The organism is Snodgrassella gandavensis (genome assembly GCF_914768025.1).
GTDB lineage: Bacteria > Pseudomonadota > Gammaproteobacteria > Burkholderiales > Neisseriaceae > Snodgrassella > Snodgrassella gandavensis.
On record NZ_CAJZCE010000007.1, the window covers coordinates 1 to 15602 of the forward strand.

Below are 15602 nucleotides of genomic sequence, written 5' to 3' on the forward strand. Positions count from 1 at the left end.
AGAAATATATAAATATATTGTTTATTTATACAATGTTTTGGTATTTTTTATTTATATAATTTTAAATTAGCAATATTATTGTTTATTATATGTAAGGAAGTAACATTTACACCTGAACGCTGTAAAAAGGATACAAAACCGGCCAGATTGAGTATTAATCTGGCCGGTGTTATGAAAAGATTTTAGTCTGTACAGATGCAATTTCTGCTTGTACGGTTTCTGTACTGGCAGTAGTTAATAAAATACTTTAAAGCGTTCTGTGTCATCAATAAAGGTTTTTTCGGGGAAAGGTGCTTCATTGGAACCAAAAGGCATCATGGCGCGCAATTTCCAGTTATCCGGTATCTGCCACTCTTTGGCAGCAGCAGCATCCGGCAGTGGATTGTAGTGTTGCAGGCTAGCGCCGATGCCAGCATTAGCTAGTGCCGACCAGACAGCAAACTGGGCAATGCCACTCCCCTGTTCCGACCAGATGGGAAACTGTTCGGTATAGCTGGGAAATTGCTGTTGCAGGCTGGCAATGGTTTGCTGGTCTTCATAAAATAATACTGTACCGATGCCGGCAGCAAAGCTGTTGATTTTGGCTTCGGTGGGGGCAAATTTGTCGGCTGGAACGATGGCGCGTAATTCCTGCATGACAATTTGCCAGAATTTTTGACTTTGCTGGCCAAACAGAATCACTACGCGTGAGCTTTGTGAATTGAAAGCGGATGGTGACAGCTTAACGGCCTGTTCTATCAAGGCGGTTATTTCTTCCTGTGCCTGAGAAACATTTCTGCCCAGTGTATATTGGGTACGACGTTTTTCAATGGCTTCTATCAATGCGTTGTTCATTTTATTTCCTTTATCATTTTGTAATTAAATTATTAATTTGAATCAAACATACATTGCTATATTAACGGAAAAATTTCAACTTACCCAGCCATGTCTGCCAATACAACAGATTCCAATTTTTGATATTTAATTAATTTTATTGCTTTGTAAACAATATGTAATAAACAAGAATAGCTGAAATTTATCGCTATGGCGGCGGTTTTAGCTGATGGTTACACAGCATTTCCTTATAGGAATTGATTTTTTGACTCGTGCTGAACTGGCAAAATGTATATAGCAAATAGGCTGTTTTTAGTATATTTTTTATCAAATTTACTGTTGTTTAATTAGGTAAGTTATTCCGGCAAGGATTATGGCTGTCAGTTTTAGTATGGCAGATAGTGGCGCAAAAAGGCGGTAATGGCGATGCTGAATATTACTGTTGGCAATAGGGAAAAGCGCCATGCCAGTAATATGGTGATGATTACCGATAACAGATTGGCCGGATGAGTAGTGGCAAATGCAGGGGCAATGACTGCAATCAGTACACAGCCGGGAATGGATTCAAGTACGCTGGTCAGGCGCGCCCCCAGTGCGCGCTTGCGCAGTAGCAGATAACCGCTGACTCTAGTTACGTAAGTAACCAGTGCCATGGCCAGAATAGTGAGGATAGCAGGTAAATCAATCATAAGCAGCTGTTATAAATGCTACAGTCAAACCAGCTAGCATACCTAGCAGAACGTACCATGCACCGGGCAGAAAACAGTAGCTGGCAATAGCGACCAGTAAGCTAACCAACCATGAAATGGCCATTTTACAACCTTTCCACATACCTTTAAGTAACACCAGAAATACCGCGACAAAGGCCATATCAAAGCCGTAGTGGCTAACATCGCCAATTATTGGGCCGATAAGCGCACCTATTGTTGTAAATCCTATCCAGACCAGATACAGGCCAAAACTTGTACCAAGATAAAAGTAATAGCTGAATTTCTGCGCAGGTGAGCTTTTGGCATCGGTGAACGCCAGAGCCCAGCTTTCATCACACATAAAAAACAGCGCAGGCAAAACTTTGCGTTTGGGTAAGTCTTTTAAATAAGGTGTCAGTGCGGCACTCATTAAAATATGGCGACTGTTTACCAACAGTGTCATTAGGGCTATCAGAAATAGATGTGGCGGTGATGTCCATAAGTTGACGGCAACAAATTCGGAACCACCGGCAAAGTTAACTGCGGTAAGCAGTGAAATTTGACCAGTGCTCATGCCCTTCTGGATTGCCTGAGCGCCTAAAACCAGTGAAAACGGAATAAAGCTCAGCATAACAGGCAAAGCGGTAATCAAGCCCCTTTTAATCTCCTGAGCAGGTGATGGTATAGCGGATGACGACACTACTGGGCGCTTTCTTGAATATGGTTTGGCTAGCGCTATATTATAAATAATATATTTTCATGGCGTAAATAGAATATGATTGCTTATTACACGTATTAAATATAGCAAAACTGGTTAGAAGCTGTGCGCAGGGTAAGTAATTATTAGCAGCAATATTACAGACGCTTTTATACAGCCTGCCAGCCAGTGTATTCAACAGATGGCAAATTTTGAGATCTGTACAGTTCCATTGATATGGCTACTACAGGTAAATGTAATGTTTCAGCAGCAGGTTATTTGTGCTACTCTGGCAGATAAAAATTGCTGAGTGCTGCATGGCAAGATGCTGGGATAGTGGTAATTGCTGCTGGCCATGTCTTTATGCTTTGTTAACATGAGTCATGTTTGGTTATGTGTGCTGAAGAATAATAAGCTAGACGATGTTTCTTATAAATTTGCGATATGTAATTTATACCTGTCATAATAAATCATACTGATATATTTTGTTTCTTCTCTGCTACTGGTCTTAGTAATAGGATTAGTTAGGGATTCTTTAAAATTTATTATATTGAAATTTATAAATTAGGCTAGCTGGCAGAGATTGCCAACACTAATGGTTTGCGGGATAAATTTCTTCTCTTTGCTGAATTATAGGCACCAATTATGGGGAGCTGAGGAATAAGTAAACTTGTTAAAAGAATAAATTTATTTGCGGGTATTGTACTTATTGTCTTATCGGCTATTTAGTCTGTTTTGAAAGTTTAAATGATTTATTTGCAATATATTAAAAATTTCAGGATATATAGCTTATTAAATTGGCTTATGATTGCGTTTTATAATAACTTGTTTTAAATGGGTTTGAAGTTTCATAATTACTAATTTATCAGTGAATACCCATACTCTTTTATTATGGGTATTCACTGATAAAATTAATCGGAATCAATATGCAATCTTTTCTTACCACATTTAACACATTCAAATAAATATCCTACTAATGAACCATTTTTAGATAGGGAAGATTTTATTAAGTCTTCTGGGTAACATTCTATATCATCTTTGATTTCATCAAAATAAGGTTCAATTTCTTCTGAACCAACATAGTCAATAAAAGCACAAGGTTCATTACAATGAGCCAGCCACACCTCTTGCTGCCACCCTACATAACCTGGTGTTCTTAATAATATTTCCTCCAGTTTATCATCTGGAAGGTCTTGAATTCCAAGATAATCATTAAATTGGCCATTGTATTTTTGTGCAGCAGAACCATCAGCAATACACCACGGACAGATATAATCAGGTTTTTCAATACTATAAAAAGAACAATCATATTTTAGTTCGCGTAACTTATTACAAACAGAACAAATTCCTTGTTCATGTGCAAAAATGTTGATTTTATAGGCGTTTGGATGATATTTAAATTCTGGCAAGCACATAATTATATTTCACCATTTTCTAGTTGGAAACGAATTATCGATTGTTTTGAATGTAGTAAATAAATTGTGAATGACATCCCTTTATACTGCCCAACAATACCAGTGGTACTTTTTTATTGCTGATTAATTAAAACAGACCAGCATAATTACTGCTGGTCTGTAGGCTGGTTATTGATAGTAATGGACGATATTGAGTAAATCCGAGCGGGACATATCGCCGGGGTTGTTGCCGGGCTGGCCTTCGGGAATAGGAATGCCCATTTTTTTGAAGTGTTCTACCCAGTATTCTGGGAATTTACCGGTATCTTTGGATTTGAAAGTCATGGCACGCAAGGGGAAAACTTCTTGTCCGTGATTGGCTTCTTTGAATATCTGGTAGATTAATTCGGAGCAATAATACTGGTCGTTGTTGATATCAAAGGCATCATCGTATTTTTTACCCACTTTCTGGCGCGCATGAACCAAAGCAGAAGAAATCAATGGCTGGTAAGCTGCTTTTAATCTGCCTACCACGGCACGGGGCTGGCACTGTTTTTTCGGATGCAGATATGCGCGCAGGGGAGTAATTTTTACTTTGGGGTGTGTTGCTTCGATTACATAGTGCTGGCTAGGAGTTTTCTGCCAGACAATGCCCACATGGGTAAAATTATATCCCTCCAGACCACTGGTAGCTGCCTTGATGGCACTGCTCATACCGCCATCGCAGTCTTCCAGAAAGATAAGATCGCCATTTTGCACGTGAAAGGGTTTCTGGGCATAGACATTCAGGCTAAGTAACAGGCTGAAAACAAATGCCAGCAATGACTGGATGTATTTCTGGTTCATATCTGAATCTTATGCTTTTGGTAAATAATGGTTAATTATACAGAATATATCATTATTAGCCAGTGTTAATCCTGCATAGGCAATATGTTCCCTCTTATGCATCAGTCTACGTTTTTACCTCGCTTGCGCTGAAAGATGCGGTAACTGGCAGCAAATGCAGCAATGGCGGCGCCAATCAGTGCACCACCGATAAACATGGAAACCAGATCAACGGTTTTGCCCACATCCAGACTATCCAAGACCTGTTTGGCATTCAGTTTTTGGCCGTTAGGGCTGCTCATGCCTGCTATCATATGACGGTTGTTGCACTTGGGCAGTAAGGCTGTCTGGTCGGCCGGCTGTGGATAGGCTTGTCTAACCGCAGCTTCACACTGCTGAATCTGTGCCGGCGTCACCAGATTAAACCAGCCACCAATATATAAGCCGCCAGCCAGCAGACAGGCGGCAACAATGCCCACCATTACGGCAGAACCTCTCTTCTGCTCTGCTAGCGGTGCAGAAGCTTTTCTGTTTTGCTGTTGTTCGGCTTGACGTTTGATTTGACGAGTTTTGTTACTCATTTGCGCTCATTTCGTTGCGACAAATTTAGGGAAATATCTGATTACCAAGCATCTAGTTGTATTGGCCAGCAGTTGGGAAAACTAAAATATGGATAACCAGACAGTATGATGCTGAATGATACCTGAAGCTGCTTATATTCGGTTAATTGATGTAATGGTTTTGATAAACATCTTGTGGCTGGATTTCGCTGTGGCAATTAGTTTTGCAGGAATTTCAGCTTAACGCCAGCTTTGGTTTTCGCCAGCATTTCGCTGACGTTCTCCCCCAGATACAAGGCAAGGCCAATGGTAAGCATGTCGACTACCATTAGCTGTAACAGGCGTGAAATCATCGGTGTATATTTTTCACTGTCTTCAGGGGTAATAACGCTAATTACGCAATCGCAGGCTTGTGCCACCGGTGAGCCGGCGCGGGTAAGGCCGATAATTTTGGCGCCGTTGCCTTTGGCTATTTTGATGGCATCAAGTAAATCGCGTGAGGAACCGGAATGAGAAATGACTACTAGAACATCCTGAGGTGACAGAACAGCAGCGGCCATTAACTGCACATGGCTATCGGTATAGGCAACGGTAGACAGGCCAAAACGAAACAGTTTGTGCTGTGCATCCATCGCTACAATGCCGGAATTACCGGCACCATAAAATTCGATGCGGCGAGCTTTGGCCATAAGTTTTACTGCGATATCCAGATTAGCAGCATTAAGTGACTTACGACTGCCCAGCACGGTGGCAGCGGTGTTGGCGATAACTTTATTCAGCACGTCCTGCATGGAATCAGTGCTATTCAGTTCTTCATGCACATAAGGCATGCCGTCATGGCCAATGCTGGCAGACAGATTGAGTTTGAATTCTGAAAGTCCGCTATAGCCCATACTGCGACAAAAACGAATAACAGTAGGCTGGCTGACACGAGCTTCTTTGGCAATATTGGCGACGGCAGCATGCACAAACCATTTGCTCTGAGCGAGTACACACTCGGCCACGCGGCGTTCTGCCGAGGATAGTTCGGGTAATTTCTGGCTGATTTTGGCTAACATTCTGCTCTCCTGTTTTGTTGGCGCAACAAAACAGGAAGAGAAATATGTCTGTTAACTGCATGCATAATAAACCTGCTGACTTCTCTTATATTGCCCGTTTATCCTAATCACGAGTATAAACGAATGCAATATCTTTGGTGCGAATTAGCGGTACCGACATGGCTATAAAGCCATAAATAGTTATTGTTGTTCTAGACTTAGGTTTGTTTTTGTATACGTCATTTTCTAAACCAGTTTTCTACCCGCCTAGCAGCGATACTGGCCTAATGCGTTGAATATGATATCAAGCAGACGCTGGTTATCCACACTCTCCATGACATTGACAGGCTGGTGTGTTACTTCAGGCATACCTACGGTAAGTCTTAAGGCACCTTCTTTCCAGCGGCGGCTGCTGGCACGGGTATAGTCTCGCGCTGTGGATACATCAACAATATAGGGCGAGCTGGTAACGATATTGCTGTCTATCAGTTTGGCCACACATAAAACATCATGAATCCAGCAACCGGCAAGATGGCGGGTCTGGATAGAATAATCCATCCATGGGCGTGAAGTGCGCACGATAAAGTCGGTTAGCGGATTGGCAAAGCTTTGCAGTTTATCCAAATCCTGATGGGTAAGCATAGTCTGGGTAGTGACATCCAAAGGAGCCAGTGTAATGTTGGCACCGCTTTCAATCACAATTTTGGCCGCTTCAGGGTCGACTGCAAAGTTGGTATCTTTCAGATAGCCGTCCAACTGAAAGACACCGCCCATGATAACGATTTCGGCTACCGAACGGGCAAAATCCGGATATAGTTGAATAGTATGGGCAATATTGGTTAACGGGCCGATGGCTACTACGGTGATTTCTCCGGGATTGCCACACACCAGTTCGCCAATCGCCTGAGCAGCATGAGGTGCGCTGTGGTCGTTGAGTGCGGGCAATGGCGGCAGACTATCCCATAAGGAGAGCAGCCCCTGTTTGCGCACATTATTGTCCAGCTGTTCGCGCCATGGGGCGGCCGGTTCAATCAGTGCCTGTGCCGCACCTTTAACTACCGGTATATCTTTATTCAGCTCTTGCAATAGCTGGCGGGCTACCCGATAGCCGGTATCACGTGGTGTATTACCGGCCACAATGGTAATAAGTTCAAGTTTGATTGAATCTGCGGCCAATGCCAGCGCCAGTGCCAGACCATCATCAACATTTGCACCTGCGATGCCATTACCGGGATCACAGTCAATCACGATGCGCTTCATAAGTATTACCTATGTGTCAATGGTAACGGAGTCAGTGGCTGACTCCGTTACATATGTTTCAATCAGTTTGTCAAAGCGATTAAATGGCGTCTTCTACCGCATTCAAATCGCGTCCGCGGGTTTCCGGAGCAAAGAATGTGGTGAAGAAACCAATACTGGCCATGGCTGCAAAGTATATGGCAATCGGCCACCATGTATGATAATGATTAAGTAATTCTGAGGCTACTAATGATGCTGTGCCACCCGATATGATTCCACCGAGTTCTTTGGCCAGTGCCATTTTGGAATAGCGGTTACGTACGCCAAACAGTTCCACACCATAGGCTGCCTGCACACCGAAAATACCCAGTGAAGCCAGACACATACCAATAACAATAATACTGCCTACGATAAAGGGATCACGGGTTTCCAGAAACATATAGGCCGGAACAGCATACAGCATCAGCAAGAAACAAAACCAGCGGTAAACAATACGGCGACCGTAACGATCAGACAACCAGCCAGCAAAAGGTATCACCAAAAAACCCAGTAGAGAGGCAATAAATACCGCTGTAGTGGCAACAGTCTTACTAACGTCCAGAGAGTTGACTACATAGCCGATGACAAAGCCCTGCGCAAGATAAGATGGGCCGTTTTCGCCGATGCGCAAGCCCAGCATCACAAAAAAGGCTTTATTTCGCGCCCACAAAGAAGCTATGCTGGTCGAAGTGTCGGCAGGTGATTGAGTAACAGTTTCAGTTTGTAGTTGTTTTAATTCATTTTGTTCCTGTTCGAAAACAGGTGTCTCACGTACATGCCGGCGGATAAGGGTTGCAGCAATGGCAATCACAGCACTGAGAATAAATGGGATACGCCAGCCCCAACTAATCACATCTTCATCATCAAGCATTAATACCAGCAGCCATACCGCAGAAGCAATCAGCGTACCACTGTTGGAACCAATGCCGATTATGGAAGCAATTAGACCACGCCGTTTTGGCGGCGCATACTCTCCTAGCATAACCGTAGCGCCTGAAAGCTCGGCACCGGCACCAAAACCCTGTACAAAACGTAACATGACTAGAATCAAGGGAGCCCATATGCCAATGGTGGCATAGCTGGGAATAAAGCCAATCAGGGTGGTGGAAATTCCCATCATGGCAATAGTGGTTACCAGTACGAATTTCCGTCCTTTACGGTCACCCAGCCGACCAAAGAAAATGGCACCAATCGGGCGGGCAAGAAAGCCAACTGAATAAGTGGCAAAACTAGATAACAAAGCAATTTTAGGGCTTACATTTGGAAAAAATACCTTGCTGAACACTAGACCTGTGGCCAGGCCATACAGGGCAAAATCCACATATTCCATGGTGGTTCCAAGCCAGCAGGAAAGTGTTGCCTTAATAAATTCCAGTCGTCCTTCGGGGGTGGCTAAACGTTGTTCAGCTGCGCTCTGCTTATGGCTGTCAACTGACGATTGTAAGTCACTCATTCAAATATCCTATGGTTACAAATCAGGGTAATACTACTTAGAAACAAAAGGTTAAAACAAAATTTCCAGCACAAACTTGCTGCCTATATAAGCCAGCATCAGGCTGACAAATGACACAATGACCCACCAAGCCACTTTTTTCCCGCGCCAGGCCTGAGTATGGTGTCTGAACAAGATAACCAGATAGATCAGCCACGACAGCACGCCAAACACCGTTTTATGGTTAAAGCGTGCCGGTTCACCAAACACAGCCTCGGAAAATACTGTACCACTGACAGCCGCGAGGGTCAGAAGCACAAATCCCGCCTGTAGGCCCTGAAACATTAATTTTTCAATCGCCAGCAATGGCGGCAGGAATGATTGCTGCGGTACAGTTTTGCGCCGGTGCAAATAATGGTTGCGCACCAGCATCAGCATGGCCAGCAGTGTGGTGATGCCAAACAGGGCATAAGCCAGCAATGCCGACAAAACATGTATCATGAATGCACTATTGTGCATCAGGTACGCAGTAGGCTGCCCCGGCAACAGCCAGGCAATCAGCAATACCACGGCTGAGCAGGGAAACAGCACCAACTGCAATCCCTGAAGCTGATAGCGAAAACTACCCACCCAATACAGCACTACCATTAGCCAGGTAATCAGATTGAGTGCATGACCAAACCCTACCAGTAGCACCCGTTGCTGTAACATTGGCTGCCATACCACAAAGGTATGCAGCAGCAATACCAACAGCAACAGTAACTGCTCACCTCGCAACGGATAGGGCACATCAGTATGGCGTTGCCAAAACCGCCATGCCAGTACAGAAAGTACGGCATAGGCAAGAATAAGCACCAGCAACAATAAGCTCATGATTTTTCCGCAGCAATAGCGCGCCAAATTTTGGCGCGCATAGTGTAAAATAGGCAATTATTTATTATTATGCCTGCTCCAAACTCGGGCAGGCATAGCAACAAGATGCCATTTTATAACCAAATCGCTTCTTATCCTACCCATTTATTGCGTCAATTACTGACAATAGACAATTTTCACCCAATATACACAGGCTGCTTACACATAGCTGGAGATGGTTTCGATGCTAGACAATTTATCAGATCGCTTTAGTAAAATTGCGAAAACCCTGCGCGGACAGGCGCGTTTGAGTGAAGACAATATTAAGGATGCCCTGCGTGAAGTACGTATGGCACTACTGGAAGCAGACGTTGCCCTGCCAGTTGTAAAAACTTTCATGACTTCTGTAAAAGAACGTGCAGTTGGGCAGGAAGTCGTTGGCAGCCTTACGCCGGGGCAGGCATTTATCGGAGTAGTGAATGACGCCCTTACCGAGCTGATGGGTACTGAAAACAGCAGCCTGAATCTGGCTGCGGTACCGCCGGCTGTCATTCTGATGGCGGGTTTGCAAGGGGCGGGTAAAACCACTACTGTAGGCAAACTGGCACGACTGCTGAAAAACGAACAAAAGAAAAAAGTACTGGTGGTTTCCGCCGACGTGTACCGTCCGGCAGCGATTGAACAGTTAAAATTGCTAGCGCAACAGGTTGAGGTAGATTTTTTCCCATCTCATGAAGGTGAGCAACCGATTAGCATTGCCCTGAATGCACTGGATCACGCCAAAAAACATTTTTACGATGTATTGATGGTCGATACGGCTGGCCGACTGGCTATTGACCAGAAAATGATGGACGAAATCCAGCAGATTCATGCGGCGATTAATCCGGTGGAAACACTGTTTGTGGTGGATGCCATGCAGGGGCAGGATGCAGTGAACACGGCACAGGCCTTTAATGACACCCTGCCCCTAACTGGTGTGGTATTAACCAAAATGGACGGTGATGCCCGTGGCGGTGCCGCCCTATCAGTACGCCATGTAACCGGCAAGCCGATTAAATTCATCGGTGTCGGGGAAAAAATCAATGGCTTGGAACCATTTTATCCTGACCGACTGGCCTCACGCATTCTTGGCATGGGCGATGTACTCTCGCTGATTGAAGATGTACAAAAAGGCATTGATGAAAAAACCGCGCAGCAAATGGCGAAAAAGCTGCATAAAGGCAAAGGTTTTGACCTAAATGACTTTAAGGCACAGATTCAGCAAATGCGCAAAATGGGCGGGATTGAATCAATTATGTCCAAACTGCCGGGCGACATGGGACAAATGGCCAAGCAGGTACCGGAAGGCACAGCAGAAAAAGCCATGAGCCGGGTAGAAGCCATCATCAATTCAATGACAGCCAAAGAACGTGCCAACCCACAGCTGATTAAAGCCAGCCGCAAACGTCGCATTGCCAATGGTTCTGGCGTTACCGTGCAGGAAGTAAACAAAATGCTCAAACAATTTGAGCAATCACAGAAAATGATGAAATCATTTACTAAAGGCGGAATGGGTAAATTGATGCGTCTGGCTAAAGGCATAAAAGGTATCATACCGCAATAATCTAAATCATCAACGCACTGCCTGAATTCTTGTTCAGGCAGTTTTTTATTTCTGCTATCGTTGCCACCTGAGTAGACGGTTTTAATTCAGCCTGTACAAACTGATATTTTTATTGTAAATTATTCAGGACAGTTGATTCTTTCTGTTTAATCACTCTGCCTAAAAAAGGAGTAATATTATGCGTAAATTTAATGATAAAGGCTTTTTTTGAGCCAACCAGTAAACGTCGTAAAGGTTTCCCGTCCGAAACCAGCGTTAAACGTGGATTGATACGGATTGTTCATGGCGATAAAGTCCTGCATGAAAAGCTGGGTCGCAATGATCGCTGTCCATGCGGTTCTGGCCGCAGCTTTCAAAAAATGTTGCCTAAAAACAGGCTGCTTTCGATGGCAGCAACAGACATGACTATTTCCGCTGATTCCTGCCACTTGTACTGTTACTGATTTAATCAGCCTTTAATTGCTATCTTCCGGTATGCTGATAACACTGGTAGCATACCGGAAGATTATTAATTGCTTTTGCATAACTGATTGATGGGCAAATAATCAACAGACACAACAATCGGAATATGCTGACACCAATAGCAGCCAGTCACCATACTGATATACACTGCATTTCACTTTTTCAGCGATATTATCAACACATAATTACTCATCTGATTTACTTTCACACGCTCACAACGCGTAGTTTGCTGCCATATTATTCAGAATCTAACAAAAGCGCATCATCTTAAACCATGCATTAATGCATGAGTTATAATTGAAGTCTTATTTTTTTGATTTTCTCCCAATCCATAACCATGTTAAATACCCAATATTCTCCGAGTGAAATTGAAACCCGTTGGTATCAGCAATGGGAACAGCGCAGCTATTTCACACCATCACTGGATTTAACCAAGCCTTCTTTCGCTATTCAGCTTCCACCACCCAATGTTACCGGTACACTGCATATGGGGCATGCGTTTAACCAGACCATCATGGATGGACTGACCCGTTATCACCGTATGAAAGGCGAAAACGTCTGCTGGATTCCCGGCTCTGACCATGCCGGTATAGCAACCCAGATTGTGGTAGAACGCCAGCTAGCAGTAGAAAATATTTCCCGCCATGATTTGGGTCGGGAAGCGTTTATTGCCAAAATCTGGGATTGGAAAAAATTCTCCGGCAGCACCATTACCGAGCAAATGCGCCGTGTCGGCTGCTCAGTAGACTGGAGCCGTGAATACTTCACCATGGACGATGTTCGCGCTGAAGTAGTAACCGAAGTATTTGTACGCCTGTTTGAGCAGGGACTGATTTATCGCGGTAAACGGCTGGTAAACTGGGATCCGGTATTGGGTACGGCCGTATCTGATCTTGAAGTGGAAAACATCGAGGAAAACGGCCATATGTGGCACATCCGTTATCCACTGGCCGACGACCCGAACAATGCCCTGATTGTGGCCACTACCCGCCCAGAAACCCTGCTTGGCGACGTAGCTGTGGCCGTACATCCTGATGATGAACGCTATGCCGGCTTTATCGGCAAACAGGTAGTTCTGCCATTATCCGGCCGCACTATTCCAGTGATTGCCGATGAATATGTGGATAAAGACTTTGGTACTGGCTGTGTAAAAATCACACCGGCACATGATTTCAACGACTACGAAGTTGGCAAACGCCACCAAACTGTACTGATTAACGTACTGAGTCTGGATGCCAAAATCCTGCCGCAGGCAGAAGTGTTCGATTTTCAGGGGCAGGCACAGACAGCTATCGACCTGCCGGCAAAATATGCTGGTCTAGATCGTTTTGCCGCACGTAAACAGATGATAGCCGACCTTGAAGCGGAAGGTTTGCTGGTTAAGGTAGAAGAACACAAACTGATGACGCCAAAAGGCGACCGTACCGGTAGTGTGATTGAACCGATGCTGACCAATCAATGGTTTGTAGCCATGACCCGCAGTGCCAACAATGATGTCGCCCATCCGGAACCAGAATCAGAATTCAAAGGTAAAACCTTAACCGAAAAATGTATCCATGCCGTGGAAAGCGGACAGGTACGCTTTATTCCGGAAAACTGGGTAAATACCTATAACCAGTGGATGAACAATATTCAGGACTGGTGTATCTCACGTCAGTTGTGGTGGGGACACCAGATTCCGGCCTGGTATGACCAGTCAGGCCGCGTATATGTTGCACGCAATGAAACCGAAGCGCGTGCACAGGCCGGTGCAGATGCGGTATTAACCCGCGATGAAGATGTGCTGGATACATGGTTTTCTTCCGCACTGGTGCCCTTCTCTACTCTTGGCTGGCCGCAAGACACACCCGAATTGCAGGCGTTCCTGCCATCTCAGGTACTGGTAACCGGCTATGAAATCATTTTCTTCTGGGTAGCACGCATGATTATGATGACTACCCACTTCACTGGTAAAGTACCATTTCATGATGTTTATATTCATGGTATGGTGCGTGACCATGAAGGCAAAAAAATGTCTAAATCCGAGGGCAATGTGATTGACCCGGTAGATTTGATTGATGGCATTGATCTGGAAAAACTGCTGGTAAAACGCACGACTGGTCTGCGCCGGCCGGAAAAAGCACCGCAGGTAATTAAAGCCACACAAAAACTATTTTCTGACGGCATTCCAGTATTTGGTGCTGATGCACTACGCTTTACCATGGCCAGTTATGCCAGTCTTGGCCGCAGCATTAATTTTGACTTCAAGCGTGCCGAGGGCTATCGCAACTTCTGCAACAAACTGTGGAATGCCAGCCGCTTTGTGCTGATGAATATCGAAAACCACGATTGCGGACAAGACGAAAGCCTGCCATTGAGCTACAGTTTTGTTGATAAATGGCTGCTGACCCGTCTGCAACAGACAATCACAGCAGTGAGTGAAGCACTGGATACCTACCGCTTCGATATGGCCGCACAAACGCTGTATGAATTTATCTGGAATGAATATTGCGACTGGTACGTAGAGCTGGCCAAAACCCAGCTCCAGCGTGGTGACGAAGCACAGCAGCGCGCAACTCGGCGTACACTGGTACGGGTACTGGAAGTAGTATTGCGTCTGCTGCACCCGATTATGCCGTTTATTACCGAAGAGCTGTGGCAAACCATCGCGCCTTTGGCCAATGCAAAACATACCGAAAGCATCATGCTGTCAGCATGGCCACAGGCAGACAACAGCCTGACTGATACTGAAGCGGTAAACCAGATGCATTATTTGCAGGAGTTGGTTAATTCCGTACGTAATCTGCGTGGTGAAATGGGGCTGGCTATGAGTGTGAAAGTGCCGCTACTGGTAGAAAGTGCAACGGATTTGGGTACATTATTGCCGTATCTGCTGCTTATGGCACGCCTGAGCGAAGCCAGACAGGTAGCACAGTTACCGGAAAGTGACGATGCGCCGGTAGCCGTATGTCAGGGCGCACGCCTAATGCTGAAAGTAGAGGTAGATAAAGCTGCTGAAACTGCCCGTCTGCAAAAAGAAGCAGAAAAGCTACAGAAAAATATCGACAAGATTGCCAATAAACTAGCCAAACCGGGCTATACGGATAAGGCTCCGGCACATCTGGTAGAAAAAGACCGTAGCGAACTGGCACAATTGCAAGACAGAATGGTCAAAATCAACTTGCAGTTGCAAAAATATCGCTGATTAAATTATTCATGTTCTCATAGCAGCCACCAGACCAGAAGCATATATGCAGGCCAGATACACTGCCAATATGTATATATCTGCTCAGTCTGGTGGCTTTTTCATAGCAACCAAGAATGTTCCAATAATAAATAACAAATAATTTTTTTCATTACAAAACAATATTTTAAACAATAATAATATATGTAATTTGTATTTAATTTACACATAATTATTTAATTTTATAATAATCTTATGTAAAATTCAGAAATAATGTCTTATTTTTTGGCTTATTATTCCAAAGACATATGAACTGGATATACTGAAAGATCGGAGCAACAAGATGGTAAATACATCTAAATACTCATCCCTCAACATCGTCCTGATTCAGACACGCGAAGCATTACTTTCCCATTTTCGACCCATGTTAAATGACATTGGTATTACCGACCAGCAATGGCGTATTATCCGTTTATTGGCAGAAAATGGTATTATGGATTTTCAGGATCTGGCCAAGCAGGCATGCATTCTGCGCCCAAGCCTGACTGGTATCCTGACGCGACTGGAAAAACTGGGCTATGCGGTACGCCTTAAACCCTCCAATGACCAGCGACGGGTATTTCTGAAACTGACACCGGCAGGGGAAAAACTGTATGAAGATTTCTGTGTCGCAGTAGATGCACGTTACAAGGTATTGGAACAGCGTTTTACTCAGGAAAAACTGCAACAACTGGGTAAACTGCTGAAAGAATTTACCAATATCGCTGTTGATAAAGAAGAAAAAGAAACCTGATAAC

The 15602-nt window shown here is 44.4% G+C and carries 14 protein-coding genes; 4 read left to right on the forward strand and 10 right to left on the reverse strand.

Going from position 1 to position 15602, the window contains the following annotated elements:
- Positions 1-234 precede the first annotated feature (234 nt).
- The 10 genes from MJ764_RS06425 to MJ764_RS06470 form a co-directional block, all read right to left on the reverse strand.
- On the reverse strand, positions 235-834 hold the full coding sequence (locus MJ764_RS06425; protein WP_100090892.1) for a nitroreductase family protein: 600 nt from the start codon (positions 832-834) through the stop codon (positions 235-237).
- A 365-nt stretch (positions 835-1199) separates the two neighbouring features.
- On the reverse strand, positions 1200-1502 hold the full coding sequence (locus MJ764_RS06430; RefSeq protein ID WP_239325684.1) for an AzlD family protein: 303 nt from the start codon (positions 1500-1502) through the stop codon (positions 1200-1202).
- Positions 1495-2202: an AzlC family ABC transporter permease gene (locus MJ764_RS06435; RefSeq protein ID WP_275415270.1), complete on the reverse strand. Its 708-nt coding sequence runs from the start codon at positions 2200-2202 to the stop codon at positions 1495-1497. Before MJ764_RS06435 ends, MJ764_RS06430 begins: the two co-directional genes overlap by 8 nt.
- 908 nt (positions 2203-3110) lie before the next feature.
- Positions 3111-3614, reverse strand: coding sequence for a CbrC family protein (locus MJ764_RS06440; protein WP_239325686.1), 504 nt, complete (start codon positions 3612-3614; stop codon positions 3111-3113).
- 168 nt (positions 3615-3782) lie between these two features.
- On the reverse strand, positions 3783-4439 hold the full coding sequence (locus MJ764_RS06445; RefSeq protein WP_174828023.1) for a YiiX/YebB-like N1pC/P60 family cysteine hydrolase: 657 nt from the start codon (positions 4437-4439) through the stop codon (positions 3783-3785).
- Positions 4440-4540: 101 nt separating this feature from the next.
- Positions 4541-4999 (reverse strand): hypothetical protein, encoded by a 459-nt coding sequence (locus MJ764_RS06450; protein WP_239325688.1) that lies wholly within the window; start codon positions 4997-4999, stop codon positions 4541-4543.
- Between the two features lie 197 nt (positions 5000-5196).
- Entirely contained in the window at positions 5197-6036 is an 840-nt protein-coding gene (locus MJ764_RS06455; protein WP_239325690.1) for a MurR/RpiR family transcriptional regulator, read from the reverse strand.
- A 246-nt stretch (positions 6037-6282) separates the two neighbouring features.
- On the reverse strand, positions 6283-7275 hold the full coding sequence (locus tag MJ764_RS06460; protein ID WP_239325691.1) for a nucleoside hydrolase: 993 nt from the start codon (positions 7273-7275) through the stop codon (positions 6283-6285).
- 79 nt (positions 7276-7354) lie between these two features.
- A complete protein-coding gene (locus MJ764_RS06465; protein WP_239325693.1) occupies positions 7355-8746 on the reverse strand; it encodes an MFS transporter in 1392 nt (463 codons plus the stop codon).
- Between the two features lie 51 nt (positions 8747-8797).
- Positions 8798-9598 carry a cytochrome C assembly family protein gene (locus tag MJ764_RS06470; protein WP_239325695.1) on the reverse strand — a complete coding sequence of 267 codons (801 nt, stop codon included), beginning with the start codon at positions 9596-9598 and terminating at the stop codon, positions 8798-8800.
- Between the two features lie 223 nt (positions 9599-9821).
- On the opposite strand from MJ764_RS06470, the gene ffh reads away from it, so the two are divergent.
- From ffh to hpaR, 4 genes are all read left to right on the forward strand, one after another.
- Complete coding sequence (gene ffh, locus MJ764_RS06475; RefSeq protein ID WP_239325697.1) at positions 9822-11180, forward strand: signal recognition particle protein; 1359 nt, start codon at positions 9822-9824, stop codon at positions 11178-11180.
- A gap of 191 nt (positions 11181-11371) precedes the next feature.
- On the forward strand, positions 11372-11623 hold the full coding sequence (locus tag MJ764_RS06480) for an SEC-C metal-binding domain-containing protein (RefSeq protein WP_239325699.1): 252 nt from the start codon (positions 11372-11374) through the stop codon (positions 11621-11623).
- Between the two features lie 356 nt (positions 11624-11979).
- Positions 11980-14826: a valine--tRNA ligase gene (locus MJ764_RS06485; RefSeq protein WP_239325709.1), complete on the forward strand. Its 2847-nt coding sequence runs from the start codon at positions 11980-11982 to the stop codon at positions 14824-14826.
- 322 nt (positions 14827-15148) lie between these two features.
- Entirely contained in the window at positions 15149-15598 is a 450-nt protein-coding gene (hpaR, locus tag MJ764_RS06490) for a homoprotocatechuate degradation operon regulator HpaR (RefSeq protein WP_239325711.1), read from the forward strand.
- Positions 15599-15602: the final 4 nt, after the last annotated feature.

Coding starts and splice junctions, on each gene's coding strand:
- MJ764_RS06445 (WP_174828023.1), bottom strand. CDS start 4,439: ATGAACCAGAAATACATCCAGTCATTGCTGGCATTTGTTTTCAGCCTG.
- MJ764_RS06460 (WP_239325691.1), bottom strand. CDS start 7,275: ATGAAGCGCATCGTGATTGACTGTGATCCCGGTAATGGCATCGCAGGT.
- MJ764_RS06430 (WP_239325684.1), bottom strand. CDS start 1,502: ATGATTGATTTACCTGCTATCCTCACTATTCTGGCCATGGCACTGGTT.
- MJ764_RS06465 (WP_239325693.1), bottom strand. CDS start 8,746: ATGAGTGACTTACAATCGTCAGTTGACAGCCATAAGCAGAGCGCAGCT.
- MJ764_RS06440 (WP_239325686.1), bottom strand. CDS start 3,614: ATGTGCTTGCCAGAATTTAAATATCATCCAAACGCCTATAAAATCAAC.
- MJ764_RS06485 (WP_239325709.1), top strand. CDS start 11,980: ATGTTAAATACCCAATATTCTCCGAGTGAAATTGAAACCCGTTGGTAT.
- MJ764_RS06425 (WP_100090892.1), bottom strand. CDS start 834: ATGAACAACGCATTGATAGAAGCCATTGAAAAACGTCGTACCCAATAT.
- hpaR (WP_239325711.1), top strand. CDS start 15,149: ATGGTAAATACATCTAAATACTCATCCCTCAACATCGTCCTGATTCAG.
- MJ764_RS06480 (WP_239325699.1), top strand. CDS start 11,372: ATGATAAAGGCTTTTTTTGAGCCAACCAGTAAACGTCGTAAAGGTTTC.
- MJ764_RS06450 (WP_239325688.1), bottom strand. CDS start 4,999: ATGAGTAACAAAACTCGTCAAATCAAACGTCAAGCCGAACAACAGCAA.
- MJ764_RS06470 (WP_239325695.1), bottom strand. CDS start 9,598: ATGAGCTTATTGTTGCTGGTGCTTATTCTTGCCTATGCCGTACTTTCT.
- MJ764_RS06455 (WP_239325690.1), bottom strand. CDS start 6,036: ATGTTAGCCAAAATCAGCCAGAAATTACCCGAACTATCCTCGGCAGAA.
- ffh (WP_239325697.1), top strand. CDS start 9,822: ATGCTAGACAATTTATCAGATCGCTTTAGTAAAATTGCGAAAACCCTG.